The organism is Achromobacter animicus (assembly GCF_040775605.1).
GTDB classification, from domain to species: domain Bacteria; phylum Pseudomonadota; class Gammaproteobacteria; order Burkholderiales; family Burkholderiaceae_B; genus Achromobacter; species Achromobacter animicus.
The window spans coordinates 5,635,460-5,650,085 of the sequence record NZ_JAYGJK010000001.1 but is presented as its reverse complement, the minus strand read 5'-3'; the positions used below and the strand labels follow the sequence as shown (position 1 = coordinate 5,650,085).

Below are 14,626 nucleotides of genomic sequence, written 5' to 3'. Positions count from 1 at the left end.
CCGAACCAATGTCCCTGAATTCCGATGCCTTGCGCCTGTTCCTTGGCGTGGTCGACGCCGGCTCCCTCAGCGCCGCAGCCGAAATGCTTGGCCAGACCGCATCGGGGGTCAGCCGTGGCCTGCATCGACTTGAAGAAGACCTGGGCGTCACGCTGCTGAACCGCACCACGCGCCGTATGGAGCTGACCGAAGAGGGCCGGCATTTTCTGCCGAAGGCGCGGCAGATCGTGGCGGCGCTGGAAGAGGCCGAAGAGTGCATGCGCATGGTCCACCAGCGGCCCGCGGGCCGTCTGCGCGTGGACGCGTCGGTGCCGGTGATGCTGCACTGTGTGGTGCCGCACGTGGCTGAGTTCCGGCGCGCGTATCCGGAGATTTCGCTGGAACTGACCAGCAACGATCGCATCGTGGATTTGATGGAGCATCGCACCGATGTTGCGCTGCGTATGGGCCCGCTGACCGATTCCACGCTGCATGCTCGCGCGCTGCGGCCGTCGCCGCGCTGGATGATGGCCAGTCCCGATTACATCGCGCGGCGTGGCGCGCCGCGCACGGTGGAGGATCTGGCGGGCCATGAAGTGTTGGGCTTCACGCAGCCGGAGAGCCTGAACCTCTGGCCGCTGCGCCATGCCGGCGGTTCAAGTTTTCAGGCAACGCCGACGCTTGCGACGTCCAGCGGCGAGACGCAGCGGCAGCTGGCGCTGCGCGGCGTCGGCATTGCCTGCCTGTCGGACTTCGTCGTGCGCGAGGACATCGCGGCCGGGCGCCTGGTGAAGGTGCTGGAAAGCGAATACACCGATCACCTGCAGCCGATGCACGCGGTGTATCACCGCAACACGCAGCTGTCGCGGCGTATTGCGTGTTTCCTGGATTTTTACGCGGGCAGGATTTGAGGCGTTGCGTGGCGGCGTAATGTGGGGGTGTTTAAGAGCCAAATCGCGTAGTGCGCCAGTGTCAGACACCCGGGACGATTCGCGTCAGGCTGAACCGATGCCGCAAAGGTGTCAGACACCGATGAACGACGAAGGTGTCTGACACCTGTGGACAACTGCTACGCGTGCAGCGCTCTTCCAAACGCCGCCAGCACCGACTCGTGCAGCGTTTCCGACAGCGTCGGGTGCGCAAACACGGTGTGCATCAGGTCTTCTTCGGTGGCCTCCAACGACGCTGCCACGCCATAGCCCGTGATCAGCTCGGACGCCTCGGGGTGGACGATATGCGCGCCCAGCAGTTCGCCTGACTTGGCGTCGAACACCGTCTTGACGAGCCCCTGGTCCTCGCCCATCGCAATCGCCTTGCCATTGCCGGCGAAGGTGAATTTCCCGACACGGATCTCGCCGCCGGTCTTCGTGGCGTGCTCGCGCGCGCGGGCTTCGGTCATGCCGATGCTGGCAACCTGTGGATAGGAATACGTGCAGGCGGGAATGCGCAGCGGATCGATGGCATGCACCGGCAACCCGGCGATGGCCTCCACGCACAGCACTGCTTCGTGGCTGGCCTTGTGAGCAAGCCACGGCGCGCCGGCCACGTCGCCGATCGCGTAGACGCCCGGCTCGCCGGTGCGGCACAGGCCGTCGGTGACGATGTGCGTCTTTTCGACTTTGACGCGCGTCTTTTCCAGGCCAAGATCCTCGACGTTGCCGACAATGCCGGCGGCGACGATGACGCGGTCGAACGTCTCTTCGATCTTTTTGCCGTCATGCTCCAACGTCACCTTGACGCCGTCGGCGGTGGTCGACGAGGCCGTCACGGCGCAACGGGTCAGCACGCGGATACCTTGCTTCTCAAAGGCCTTGCGCGCCAACTGGGAGATCTCGGCGTCTTCCTGCGGCAGGATCTCCGGCGTCATGTCGATCAGCGTGACCTCGGCGCCCACCGCGCGATAGAAGCTGGCGAACTCGGCGCCGATGGCGCCCGCGCCGACGACCAGCAGCGACTTCGGGATCTCGGTCGGAACCAGCGCCTGGCGGTAGGCCCAGATGCGTTCGCCGACGGGCAGCGCCGGCAGTTCGCGAGCACGTGCGCCGGTGGCCAGGATGATGTGCTTGGCTGATAGCGTGGCGCCGTTTTCCAGCGCCAGTTTGCCCGCGCCCGCAAGCCGGGCGGTGGCTGCGAACACTGTCACGCCGTTCTTTTTCATCAGATGCGCCACGCCCTGACCCAACCGGTTGGCGACTTTACGCGACCGGGCGACCATGGCGGCCAGATCGGGACGCGCTTCTGCCGCGCCCGTCACGCCGTAGTGCGCGGCTTCGCGGCAGGCGCGCAGCACGGTCGCGCTGTGCAGCAGGGCTTTAGTGGGAATGCAGCCCCAGTTCAGGCAGATGCCGCCCAATTCGGCGCGCTCGACCAGCGCGACCGACATGCCAAGCTGCGCGGCGCGGATTGCAGCCACGTAACCGCCCGGCCCGCCGCCCACCACCACCAGATCAAAACTCGTCTTCGTCATGGCGGGGCTCACAGCAGGATGCGCACGGGGTTTTCGATCAGCGCGCGGAAGGCGGCCAGCCAGCGCGCGCCGACCGCGCCGTCCACGACGCGATGGTCGGCCGACAGCGTCACCGTCATCACGGTGGCGGCAACCAGTTGACCATCGTCGTCGACCACCGGCCGGCGTTCGGCCGCGCCGACGGCCAGGATGGCGGCCTGCGGCGGATTGATGATGGCGGCGAACTGGCTGATGCCGTACATGCCCAGGTTGCTGACCGTCAGCGAGCCGCCGGTGAACTCCTCGGGCTTTAAGCGGTTGACCTTGGCGCGCTTGGCCAGTTCGACGATCTCTGCCGCGACGGCGGCCAGGGACTTCACGTCGGCGTCGCGCACGATGGGCGTCACCAGGCCGCCGTCGGTAGCGACCGCCACCGAGATGTCCGCGCCGGCGTGATACTCGATGTCGTCGTCATGCCAGGACGCGTTTACCTCCGGCACCTCGCGCAGCGCCAGCGCGGCGGCGCGGACGATGAAGTCATTGACCGACAACTTCACCGCGCCGCCGTGGTTGGCCTGCGCGCGCAGGGCCAGCAGCGCGTCCATGCGGCAGTCGACGGTCAGGTAGAAGTGCGGCACGTGCTGCTTGCTTTCGGTAAGGCGGCGCGCAATGGCGCGGCGCATGCCGGTGTGTGGCACGCGGCGCGCGGCGGGGCGACCGGCGAGCGGCGCGGTGGCGGGCGCTGCGGCTGGCGCGCGGTCACGCGCCAACTCGACATCGCGCCGCACAATGCGGCCATGCGGACCGGTGCCGGTGACGCCCAGCAGGTCGACGTGCCATTGCGCGGCAAGACGCCGGGCGACGGGGCTGGCGAAGAGGCGGCCGCCGGGAACGGCAGCGGTCGTTGAGGCAGATGCGGACGCGCTGCCGGCTTGCTGCGAGGCAGTGGCAGCGCCGGACGCGACGTTGCTGGCCATAGCCGCTTGCCCTGTCGTCGCTCCGGCGTTCGGTGTCCCGCCGGCCGACGCTGCACCAGCCGACGTTCCGCCCGCCGCCGATGCCGCCCCAGCCGACGCTCCAGCCGAGGCTCCAGCCGACGCTCCAGCAGCCGATTCCGTCGCCGCCGCCGCGCCACCCTGCTCAGCCAGCGCACGATCAATCGCCGCCGCGTCTTCACCATCCGCGATCAGCACGCCGATCACGGTGTTGATCGGCACCGACGCCGGCCCGGCCTGGACCACGATGCGGCCCAGCACGCCGGCCTGTTCGGCGTTGATCTCGACGATGGCCTTTTCGGTTTCGATTTCCGCCAGCGCATCGCCGACGGCAACGCGGTCGCCTTCCTGCTTGAGCCACTGATGCAGGATGCCGCCCGAGGCGTCGGCGGCTACGGATGGGAGTTTGATGAGGGTTGCCACGATGTTCTTCCTATTCAGCGGCGCCGGCCAGGTCGGGCCGGTACGCGGCGGGGTCGTCGTATTCGACGAGTTCGAGCACATTGCCTTCGGGGTCGCGGAAGAAGGCGAGCCACGTGCCGGGCCGCACTTCCATGGGCGCGGGCGCGCTGTCGAAGACGACGCCCTTCGATTCCAGATCGCGCACCACGCCGCGCAGGTCGCGCACGATGAAGGTGAGGTAGGCGGCGCCCTGGCGGTCCAGAATCGCCGCGCCGCGCACCGCGGGCTCGGGCGCCACGGCCGGTTGCAGCAGCTTGATGCGCTCGCCGTACGGCGTCTGCAGGCGCGCGACGTCGTAGCCGTGCGCCGTGAGGCCCGTTGCCCGCGCCTTGTCGGCGGGCACCGTCACGCGGTTCACCAGCGTCAATCCCATGACGCCGGTGTAGAACGCGGCCAGCGCATCCAGATCCGCGCAGCAGATGCCGACCTCCATCGGCACGGTCATGTGCAGGGCGCTCATGACTGCTCTCCAAGATCGGCCAGCACGTCGGCCAGGCCCGCCATCACCTCGTCGGTGTCGGCAAACGCCGCGCGTTCCAGCACCTTCGAGATGCTGGGCGAGGCCTCGCCGCCGGTGACGCGCTTGACCGGCTGGTCCAGCCAGTCGAAGTAGCGGCGCTGGATCTCGTCGGCCAGCATGGCGCCGTAGGACGTGCCGCGCGCGCCTTGCTCCACGATCAGCACGTTGTTGGTCTTTTGGATGCTGGCGCCGATGGTGTCCCAGTCCAGGCTGGCGCGGTCCAGCGTGCGCAGGTCGATGACTTCGGCGTCCACGCCGGCCTGTTCGGCGGCCGCCAGCGCGCGGCTGACCATGGACAGGTACGTCAGGATGGTGACCTTGCCGCCTTCGCGGCGCACTTGTGCGCGGCCGAAGGGAATGGCGTAGTCCAGGTCGCCGTCGGGCACGTCGCCCGACGACGCATACAGATCCACGTGCTCGATGACCAGCACCGGATCCTTGGACGCCAGCGCCGTGTTCATCAGGCCGACGTAGTCGTGCGGGGTGGACGGGGCGACGATGCGCCAGCCGGGCGCCGTGGCGAAGATGCCGGCCGGGTCCATCGAATGCTGCGAGCCGTAGCCCGTGCCCATCGCGACCTTGGTGCGCAGCACGAACGGCACGTCGATGTCGCCGCCGAACATGTGACGCGCCTTGCCGATCTGGTTGAAGATCTGGTCGGCCGCGACCCACATGAAGTCCGGGTACATGAATTCCACGACGGGCTTGTAGCGGCCGTCCATCGCCAGCCCGCCGCCCAGTCCGGCAAAGGCGTTCTCGGAGATCGGCGTGCCCAGCACACGATCCGGGTACTTGTCCTTCAAGCCGCGCGTGGCGCCGTTGGTGCCGCCCTTCAGGCGGTGCACGTCCTCGCCCAGTACCACGACGCCGGGGTCGGTTTCCATGCGGCGGTCAAGCACGTCGGCCACCGCATCGACGAACTTGCGCGTCACCTTCGCGCCGGTGTGGTCGGCGGCTTCCTGGTAGCGCAGGCCTTCCAGTTCCGAGCCGTCGCTGCGCAGACCCACGTCGCGGAAATCGGGGCTTGGCCACAGGTCGGCGCGCACGCGGCGCTTGCCGCCGTCCGCCTCTTCAGTCAGGCGGCCGGACACGTCCTTCATCACGTCCTTGCAGCGTTGACGCAGCGCGTCCACGTCCGCCTGCGTGACGAGCTTGCGCGCGATCATTTCCGAGGCGATGCGGTCCAGCGGATCGCGCTGGCGCCACTGCGCCTCTTCGTCCTTGGTGCGGTAGCCGAAGGCGCTGCCGGGGAAGGGGCCGTTCTGGTGGAAGAAGCGGTAGACATCCACCTCGACGATGGTCGGACCGTTGCCGGCACGCATGTGCGCCACAGCCTCCGACATGGCCAGGTGCACGGCCAGCGGATCCATCCCGTCGACCTTCCAGGACGGAATGTTGAAGGCCAGCCCGCGCGCGGACAGGCGCGGCTCGGCGGTGGATTCTTCGACGGTGGTGGACACGGCGTAGCGGTTGTTCTCGATGAAGAAGCACAGCGGCGTCTTCCACGCGGCGGTCAGGTTCATCGTTTCCAGGACCGACCCGATGTTGACCGCGCCGTCGCCAAAGTACGTGACGGCTACGCGGTCCGTGCCCGCATGTTTGTGCGCCCAGCCCGCGCCGGCCGCCAGCGGCACGCCGCCGCCAACGATCGCGTTGGTGCCCAATGCGCCAGCTTCCAGCCAGCGCAAGTGCATGCTGCCGCCGCGACCGCGGCAATAGCCGTTGGCCAGGCCCATGATCTCGGCCAGCGTCTTGTGCAGGACTTCGTCGATGGCGGGCGTCAGCGGGTTGCGCGGATCCAGTCCAAGCGGCGCGACGTGTTGCAGCGCCTTCGCCAGAAACTGGTGGTGGCCGCGATGCGAGCCGTTGATCTGGTCGCCTGCGCCCAGGGCCAGCACCGAACCGACGGCGCCGCCTTCCTGGCCCACCGACGAGTGCGCGGGGCCGTGCACCAGGCCTTCGGCGGCCAGCTCCAGCACGGCTTGCTCGAAAGCGCGGATCCAGTGCAGTTGGGTGAGCATCGTGCCGAGCAGCGCGGGGTCAGCCTGCTGCCAGTCCGAGGCCTCGGCCGTCAGTTGCCGCCAGGGCGCCTGGGGCTCAAGCGGTTGGTAGGTGGCCATGAATGAATCTCCAGAGTGTTTTTGTAAGCGTCGGGGCAATCAGAGGTAGCTGTAGCGGCTCCAGCCGCCGTCGGCCACCAGGGTGTGTCCGGTGATGTAGGCGGCCTGGCGCGACGCCAGGAAAACCGCCAGGTCGGCCATTTCGGCCGGCTGCGCCATGCGGCGTAGCGGCGTGCGTTGCTTGAGGCGTTCGGGATCCAGCCGGCCGCGCGCCGCCAGGTCGCGCACCAGGTCGGTTTCGACGTAGCCCGGCGCCAGCGCGTTGACGCGCACGCCCGACGGGCCCCATTCGACAGCCAGCGTCTCGGTCAGCAGCACCACCGCGCCCTTGGTGGCGCAGTAGGCCGCACGGTCGGGGGCGGCCACCACGCCGTACATGGAGGCCAGGTTGATGATGCTGCCCGAGCCCGCGGGCACCATGCGCCGGCCCGCGGCCTGCGCGCACAGGAAGACGCCGGTCAGGTTGATGTCCACGGCGCGCCGCCATTCGTCCACGGTGACTTCCAGCGTGGGCTTGTTGGCCGAGATGCCGGCGTTGTTGACCAGCACGTCGATGCCGCCCCAGGTCTCGGCAACCTGCGCGAAGGCGCGTTCGACCGCGTCGGCGTCGGTGACGGACGCCTGCACGGCCATGGCCTGCGCGCCGGTTCCCGTTGCCGCCAGACTTGCGACAGCCGCCTCCAGCGCGGCGGCGTCCAAGTCCAGCAGCGCGACGCGCGCGCCCTGGCGCGCAAACGCCTGCGCCGTGCTGTAGCCGATGCCCTTCGCGCCGCCGGTGATGACGACCGTCTGGCCGCGCAGCTCCGGATGGATGACTTCAGTGGTGTTGTCCACGATGTGTGCCTGTAATGGATGAGTACGTGGGCTGGCTAGACCGCCAGCCATTCCTGGACGACGTCCTGGCGCTCATGAAGCTGCGCGGGCGGTCCTTCGAACACGATGCGGCCGTGGCCCATCACGCTCACGCGCGTGGACACCTTCAGCGCGATCGTCAGCTTCTGTTCCACCAGCACCACCGACACACCCTGCTTGTGGATATCCCGGATGACGTCGGCGATCACCTCGACGATCTTGGGCGCCAGGCCTTCGGTGGGCTCGTCGATCAGGATGACCTTGGGGTTGCCCAGCAGCGAGCGGCACATGGTCAGCATCTGCTGCTCGCCGCCCGACAGGTTGCCGGCCTTCGTGCTGCTGCGTTCCTTCAGGCGCGGGAAGTAGTCGAACATTTGCGCCACGGTCCAGTACGGCGCATCGTCGCGCCGGGGCTGCTCGCCCATGCGCAGATTTTCGTCCACCGTCAGGTTGGCGAACACCTCGCGTTCCTCGGGCACGAAGGCCAGGCCGGCGCGCGCGATTTCGAAGGGACGCTTGTTGGTGATGTCGCGGCCTTCGATGGCGATGCGGCCGCCGGTCACGTCCACCAGCCCCATGATGCTTTTCATGGTGGTGGAGCGGCCCGCGCCGTTGCGGCCCAGCAGGCTGACCACTTCGCCGCGCCCGATCGACAGGTCGATGCCGTGCAGGATGTGGCTCTTGCCATAGTGGGCATGCACGCCCTGCAGCGACAAGAGGGGGGATTGCGTCGTCATACCGTTTCCTCTCCCAGGTAGGCCTCGCGCACGCGGGCGTCGCCGCGGATCGCGGCGGGCGTGCCGGTGGCCAGGATCTCGCCGTAGACCAGCACGCTGATGCGATCGGCCAGCGAGAACACCACCTGCATGTCGTGTTCGACGATCAGCAGGGTGCAGTCGCGCGTTACGTCCTTGATGAGTTCGACCGTGTAGTCGACCTCGTGCTGCGACATGCCGGCCATGGGTTCGTCCAGCAAGATCACCTTCGGGCGCGACGCCAGCGTCATGCCGATTTCCAGCGAGCGCTGCTCGGAGTAGTTCAGGTCGCCGGCCGCCGTGTCCTGCTTGGCCGTCAACCGCACCTTTTCCAGCAGGCGGTCCACGTCTTCATTGACGGCGCGGTTGCGCGCAATCGGCCGCCAGAAGTTGTAGACCAGCCCGTGCATGCGCAGCACCGCCAGCCGCAGGTTCTCGCGCACCGACAGGCGCGGGAACACGTTGGTGATCTGGAACGAGCGCGCAAGGCCAAGCCGGTTGATGGCCTCGGGCGCCAGGCCGCCGATGGACCGCGAGCGCAGGCTGATGTCGCCCGACGTGGGCGCGAACGAGCCCGACATCAGGTGAAACAGCGTGGACTTGCCCGCGCCATTGGGGCCGATGACGGCGTGGCGTTCGCCGGCTTCGATCGCCAGGTTCACGCCGCGGATGATCTGCGCTTCACCAAAGGATTTGCGCACGTCGGTCAGGGTCAGGATCTCGTGGCTCATTTGGCGGGCTCCAGCAGAGGGGCGGCTTCGCCGGCGTCGCGCCACAGGGTCAGCGCCCAGCGGCAGGCGGCTAGGCCGGCGGCGAACAACGCCAGCGGCACCAGCCAGGTCGACACGGCAAGCGGCGCCCACTCCTGGCCGAACAGCGGGATGGCGGGCCAGCCGGCCTCGGGGTTCATGGCGAGGAGGGCGCGGTAATCGCGCGCGAACATGCGTTGCAAGAGTTCGACGGTGAAGACGGTGGCGCCAGTCAGCAGCAGACCCCCGGCCACCGATACCGCGGCGCGCGGCAGCCAGTTGGCCAGGCCGCGCTCGCGCAGCGACTTGGCCGCGCGTTGCACCAGTCCGACCAGGCCGTCCGGCACGAACAGCATCACCAGCACGAACAGAATGCCTTGATACAGCAGCCAGGACCGCGTGATGTCGGCCAGCGTCTGCGACAGAAACGTCAGGATGGACGCGCCCAGCACCGGACCCAGGAACGCGTTGACGCCGCCGATGTAGGCGAACAGCACCGCGTCGGTGGACAGCTTGACCTCGAACAGTACGTAGTTGCCGGCCTCGATGTTCAGCGCCTGCAGGCCGCCCGCGATGCCGGCAAACATCGCCGACAGCGCGAACACCATGGTCTTGAGCGCATGCGGGCGGTAGCCCAGGTAGCGCAGGCGGTTGGCGTTTTCGCGCAGGCCCAGCGTCAGACGGCCCAGCGGTGTGCGCGTCAGACCGTACAGCGCGGCCAGCGACACCACCACCCACGCCAGCACCAGGTAATAGACCTCGATGTCGGACCCGAAGGTAAAGCCCCACGCAGGCATGCGCATGGCGGACACGCCCGCCTCGCCGCCGAAGACGCCTTTCAGGTGCGGCGCCAGCGCGTGCAGCAGTTCGGCCAGCGCCAGCGTGATCATCGAAAAGTACACGCCTGACCGCATGGTGGCGAACCAGCCGGCGACCACGCCGAACAGCAGCCCGGCCACGCCGCCCACGAGCGGCATCAGCGGCGTGGGCAGCAGGCCTGCGCCGCCCAGCGCATTCATCGCATGGATGGTGGCAAAGGTGCCGACGCCAAAGTACGCGGCATGACCGAACGACAGCATGCCGCCCTGGCCTGCCAGCAGGTTGAAGGCGCAGGCGAACAGTGCGGCAATCAGCATCTGCACGGCCGCCACGAGCTGGCCGGCAGGCAGCAGCCACGGCAGCGCGCACAGCGCGGCCACACACAGAATCAACAGCAGCGCGCCCGTGGCGCGGCCGGTGGAGCTAGCGGTATGGCTCATGCCTGCTCTCCCTTCAGGCCCGACGGCTTGACCAGCAGCACTACCAGCATCAGCAGAAAGGGCAGCGTTGCAGCCAGGCTGGAAATCTTCACGGTCATCAGGCCACCTACGCTTTCGGCCCAGTCACGCGCGCCGAACAGGCCGAACAGCGTGGCCAGGCTGGCGTCGATGCCGACCGAGAACGAGCTGATCAGGCCAATTAACAGCGACGCGATCATCGCGCCTTCCAGCGAACCCAGTCCGCCGACCACGACCACCACGAATACCAGCACGCCCAGTTCCAGCGCCATGTTCGGATTGGTGGTGTAGAACGCGCCCGCCACCGCGCCGGCAAGGCCGGCCATCGCGGCGCCCACGCCAAACACGCTCATGAAGACGAGCGGCACGTTGTGGCCCAGCGCCTCGGCCATGCGCGGCCGGTAGATGGCCGACCGCACCACGATGCCCACGCGGGTGCGCGACAGCAGCAGGTAGATCACCGCGAACATCGCGATCGACACGCCGCCCATCAGCAGGCGGTAGAACGGATAGTCCGCGTCAAACACGCGGAACGCCGCGAAGTTCAGGAACTGCGGCACGCGGTAGTCGACGGGAAAATCGCCGTAAAAGAGCTTGACCAGCTCGGCGACGATGAACGCCAGGCCGAAGGTCACCAGCAATTCCTGCGCATGGCCGAACTTGTGCACGCGGCGCAGGAAAAAGCGTTCCACGCCCATGCCCAGCACGCCCGAAATGATCGTGGCCAGCACGAGGGCCGCCCAGAAGCCCGTGACGGGCGTCAGCGTGTAGGCGGCGTAGGCGCCAATCATGTAGAACGAGGCGTGCGCAAAGTTCAGCACGCCCATCATTCCGAAAATCAATGTCAGGCCTGCCGACACCATGAATAGCAGCAGGCCGTAGATCACGCCGTTCAACAGCGAGACGGTAAAGTATTCCATGTCCGCTCCAGGATTCTTGCGCGGGACGCCGGGCGTCCCGCGAGCGATTGCGCACGTTGTTTTTGCCCGGCCCGCGCCGGGTGTGCGCTTGTCATGTGCCGGCGGCGGCCCGTTCGCGTTTCAGCGCCCGGGCCGCCGCGCGGGCATCACTTCGGACGTTGCATCTTGCAGGTGGCCTGCACCGGCGCGGACACGTCGGCCGCGGCCAGCACCTTGACCGGTTCAAAGCCCATGTCGGTGCCGTCGGCCTTGTACTTGGCGTTCTTGCTGACCTTGGACACGACCATCGGCAGTTGCACCTGGTGGTCTTCGGCGCGCATCGTGTAGTCGCCCAGCGCGGACTTGTAGGTGACCTGCTCCAGCGCCACGGCCAGTTCGGGCACCGACAGCTTGCCGTCCTTGGGCTTGACCTGCTTTAAGGCTTCGCCCAGGAAGCGAACGCCGATCACGGTCTGCGGCTCGGTGTAGCTGGGGTAGTGGCCGGTCTTGGACTTGTAGTCCTCGGCAAACTTCGCGCCTTCCTCGCCCGCGGCCTCGATGTTGTACGGGTGCGCGATGTAATGGCCCATTGCGACTTCGCCGGCGTTGGCCAGGTTGCCCACCTGGTCCAGGAACACCGTGGCAAAGCGCACCTTCAGGCCGGCGGCCTGCGTGGCCTTCATGAGCAGCAGCAGGTCGTTGGACCAGTTGCCGGTGATCACCGTGTCCGGCGTCGCCGAACGGATGCGCGCGACGTACGGCGCGAAGTCCTGGATCTTGTTGACTTCGTGCAGCGTCTTGCCCACCACCTCGTAGCCGTAGTCCTTGGCAAAGCGCTCGGTCGCGCCTTCCATGTCCTGGCCCCAGGAGTAGTTCTGGTTAATGGCGTACACGCGCTTGCCCAGCGTGCCGTCGGCCGACATCACCGACGCCAGCGCCTTCACGCGCAGGTCGGCGTTGGTGGTGAAGCGGAAATGGTAGAAGTGGCACTTCTGGCCGGTCAGCTCAAGCGCCTCGCCGCCCACGTTCAGGAAGACGATTTCCTTGCCGGGGTTGCGCAGGTTGTGCTTGCGCACGTCTTCCGTCAGCTGGCCGGAAATCGCCGATGACGACCCTTGCACCAGCACTTGCACGCCCTCGGCGGCAGCGGCGCGGAAGCGGTCGGAGGCGCCCACGGGGCCACCCTGGTTGTCGAACTCCACCAGTTCCAGCGGCTGGCCGTTCCAGCCGCCGGCGGCGTTGATGCGATCCAGCTCGTATTTGACGGCGGCACGGAACATCAGGCCGGTCGAGGCCTGCGGGCCCGACAGCGTTTCGATCAGGCCGATCTTGACGGGCGCGGCGTGGGCGGTGGCGGCGAGTCCGGCCAGGCACAGCAGACCGGTAGTGAAAGCCAATTTCATGCGTGTCTCCTCCGTTGAACGGGAGTGTGGTGATTGCGTGGGTCAGGCAGGCGCGCGCGCCGCATCGCCGCCGCGCCGCAAGGGCACGAAAGCGATGGGGAGCGAAAACGGGGAAGTGGTGGCGGCCACGGTCGCACAAGGCGCCGGGGCGAAACGCCAGCCGGACAGGGCACGAAGCCGCCGGGGCGTCTGAAGGGGCGCCGTCGGACGTGCCGAGGGCGCGGATGCGGTCATGCTGCCGGTGAAGTTCACCTGGTTGTCCCCTGCCTGTTTATGCGGCGTGTCGCCGTGTTTTTCTGACTGACTTGCCTGAAAGCGTCCGTTGATTTACGCTGTCAGCACAAGTTGTCAGGCAACTTTATCAAGTTGTCCGATAAATCATAGGCCAGGCGTTTTTCTCGTGTCAAGCAACGGATTCAGCAGTTCAATCAGAATTTGCACCGTTGCCGCGACAGCGCCGCGGACCGCTAAAAACAGCTTCAGGAGACAGGATGATTTCGTTCGAGGGGCAGGTTGCCGCCATCACTGGCGCGGGCAACGGCATCGGGCTGGCGACGGCGCGCCTCATGGCCGCGCACGGCGCGCGGCTGGTGCTGACCGACATCGACAACGCGCGGCTGGAGGAGGTGGCGGCAGAGCTCGACCCCAGCGGGCAGCGCGTCTACACGCATGCGCTGGACGTGTCGGTGTCGCACGAATGCGAACGGGTGTTCGAGGCGGCGGCCAAGCATTTCGGTGGGCTGGATCACCTGGTGCACTGCGCGGGCATCTACCCGGAACAGCTCGTCAAGGACACCAGCGACGAGTCCTGGCGCACGCTGATGCGCGTGAACCTGGACGGCACGTTCTACGTGTGCCGCGCCGCCCAGCGCCATCTGCGCCACGACGGTTCGATCGTCCTGTTGACGTCGCTGGCCGCGCAGCGCGGCAGCTATGCCCACGCCGCCTATTCCGCGTCCAAGGGCGCGGTGCAGAGCTTCACCCGCAGCCTGGCATTGGAACTGGCCCCGCAGATCCGCGTGAATGCGGTGGCGCCCGGCATCATCGCCACGTCCATGACGCATGACCTGATCGGGCAGAAGGGCGCGCAGTTGCTGGAAAGCACGCCGCTGCGCCGCTTCGGCACGGCCGAGGAGATCGCGGGCACCATCGCATTCCTGTGCTCGCCGCTGGCGTCATTTGTGACGGGCGAGGTCATGCAGGTCAATGGCGGCATCTATATCGCTTAAAGTGCAGGAACGCGGCGCGCCGGGACAAACCGGCAAACCTATAATTTCCAAGGCGCTGCCGCGAAGATGCCTGTCAGGACCCCCACGCGAGACATTCCTATAAACATGGCCGCCGCACCCGCGCGCCGCCCTCACGTTTGAAGATCCCCATGCAGCCCAGTCAAGAATCCGATCCGACGCGCGCCGCGCCTCGCAGTTCGCTATCCGCGGCGGTGGCGGATGCCCTGGCCGACCAGATACGCCAAGGCGTGCTGGCCCCCGGCGACCGTCTGCCCACCGAAAAGCAATTGACCGAAATGCATTCGGTCAGCCGCGCGGTCGTGCGCGAAGCGCTGGCTCGCCTCAAATCCGAAGGCCTGGTCACGTCGCAGCAAGGCAGCGGCGTGTTCGTCGATCCGAACTTCCAGAAGAACGCCTTTCGCATCGCCGCGCCCACGCCGGGCGACAACCAGGACCTGGAACACATCCTTGAGCTGATGCTGTCCATCGAGGTCACGGCGGCGCGCTATGCGGCGCAGCGGCGCACCGATCCTGATTTGAAAAAGATGCGGCAGGCGCTGGTGGGCATGGAGTACGCGCTCATCAACGACAAGCTGGGTGACGAGGAAGACTACCAATTCCACCAGGCCATCGTGCAGGCCACGCACAACCCGCATCTGGTGGCGCTGAACGATTATCTGGAAGCGAATGTGCGGCGCGTCATCCGCAGTGCGCGCAATAACACCGCGCGGATGTATGCAGAGCGCATGGCCGCGGTGCAGAGTGAGCATCAGGCCATCTTTGCTGCCATCGAAGCGGGGGACCCCGATGCGGCGGGCCGCGCGGCCGAACAGCATCTGCGCAATGCGGCGGACCGGCTGCGGTTGTTTCAGGCGGAGCGCCCGGCGCCGGTCTAGCGTGCCTCGGTCTGGCGCGCCCCGGTCTGATCCCATGACGAGCG

13 protein-coding genes are annotated in these 14,626 nt (G+C 67.3%); 3 read left to right on the top strand and 10 right to left on the bottom strand.

Translation table 11 applies throughout. The features are described 5' to 3' along the window. Positions 1–8 precede the first annotated feature (8 nt). The gene (locus tag AB3147_RS25760) at positions 9–890 is read left to right on the top strand and encodes a LysR family transcriptional regulator (RefSeq protein WP_218342692.1); all 882 of its coding nucleotides are present in this window, start codon (positions 9–11) and stop codon (positions 888–890) included. A gap of 158 nt (positions 891–1,048) precedes the next feature. Here AB3147_RS25760 and lpdA read toward each other — a convergent pair whose 3' ends face one another. From lpdA to AB3147_RS25710, 10 genes are all read right to left on the bottom strand, one after another. After that, positions 1,049–2,446, bottom strand: a complete 1,398-nt coding sequence (lpdA, locus tag AB3147_RS25755; protein WP_218342693.1) for a dihydrolipoyl dehydrogenase — start codon at positions 2,444–2,446, stop codon at positions 1,049–1,051. Between the two features lie 8 nt (positions 2,447–2,454). Next, positions 2,455–3,843, bottom strand: coding sequence for a pyruvate dehydrogenase complex dihydrolipoamide acetyltransferase (locus AB3147_RS25750; protein ID WP_367353345.1), 1,389 nt, complete (start codon positions 3,841–3,843; stop codon positions 2,455–2,457). A gap of 10 nt (positions 3,844–3,853) precedes the next feature. Further along, positions 3,854–4,342 (bottom strand): VOC family protein, encoded by a 489-nt coding sequence (locus AB3147_RS25745; RefSeq protein ID WP_239215151.1) that lies wholly within the window; start codon positions 4,340–4,342, stop codon positions 3,854–3,856. Continuing rightward, complete coding sequence (locus AB3147_RS25740; protein ID WP_367353344.1) at positions 4,339–6,522, bottom strand: alpha-ketoacid dehydrogenase subunit alpha/beta; 2,184 nt, start codon at positions 6,520–6,522, stop codon at positions 4,339–4,341. The genes AB3147_RS25745 and AB3147_RS25740 overlap by 4 nt, the downstream gene beginning before the upstream one ends. 39 nt (positions 6,523–6,561) lie before the next feature. Further along, positions 6,562–7,356, bottom strand: a complete 795-nt coding sequence (locus AB3147_RS25735; protein WP_367353343.1) for an SDR family NAD(P)-dependent oxidoreductase — start codon at positions 7,354–7,356, stop codon at positions 6,562–6,564. Between the two features lie 35 nt (positions 7,357–7,391). Further along, complete coding sequence (locus AB3147_RS25730) at positions 7,392–8,111, bottom strand: ABC transporter ATP-binding protein (protein ID WP_056559753.1); 720 nt, start codon at positions 8,109–8,111, stop codon at positions 7,392–7,394. Next, positions 8,108–8,860, bottom strand: coding sequence for an ABC transporter ATP-binding protein (locus AB3147_RS25725; RefSeq protein ID WP_105240929.1), 753 nt, complete (start codon positions 8,858–8,860; stop codon positions 8,108–8,110). The genes AB3147_RS25730 and AB3147_RS25725 overlap by 4 nt, the downstream gene beginning before the upstream one ends. Next, positions 8,857–10,137, bottom strand: a complete 1,281-nt coding sequence (locus tag AB3147_RS25720) for a branched-chain amino acid ABC transporter permease (protein ID WP_367353342.1) — start codon at positions 10,135–10,137, stop codon at positions 8,857–8,859. Before AB3147_RS25720 ends, AB3147_RS25725 begins: the two co-directional genes overlap by 4 nt. Further along, entirely contained in the window at positions 10,134–11,075 is a 942-nt protein-coding gene (locus AB3147_RS25715; protein ID WP_056559748.1) for a branched-chain amino acid ABC transporter permease, read from the bottom strand. Before AB3147_RS25715 ends, AB3147_RS25720 begins: the two co-directional genes overlap by 4 nt. 146 nt (positions 11,076–11,221) lie before the next feature. Then, on the bottom strand, positions 11,222–12,457 hold the full coding sequence (locus AB3147_RS25710) for a branched-chain amino acid ABC transporter substrate-binding protein (protein WP_175184861.1): 1,236 nt from the start codon (positions 12,455–12,457) through the stop codon (positions 11,222–11,224). Positions 12,458–12,948: 491 nt separating this feature from the next. Here AB3147_RS25710 and AB3147_RS25705 point away from each other — a divergent pair, with 491 nt between their 5' ends. Both AB3147_RS25705 and AB3147_RS25700 read left to right on the top strand, forming a co-directional pair. Continuing rightward, positions 12,949–13,686, top strand: coding sequence for an SDR family NAD(P)-dependent oxidoreductase (locus AB3147_RS25705; RefSeq protein ID WP_175139546.1), 738 nt, complete (start codon positions 12,949–12,951; stop codon positions 13,684–13,686). A gap of 149 nt (positions 13,687–13,835) precedes the next feature. Further along, the gene (locus AB3147_RS25700; protein WP_175139547.1) at positions 13,836–14,582 is read left to right on the top strand and encodes a FadR/GntR family transcriptional regulator; all 747 of its coding nucleotides are present in this window, start codon (positions 13,836–13,838) and stop codon (positions 14,580–14,582) included. The last annotated feature ends 44 nt before the right edge of the window (positions 14,583–14,626 follow it).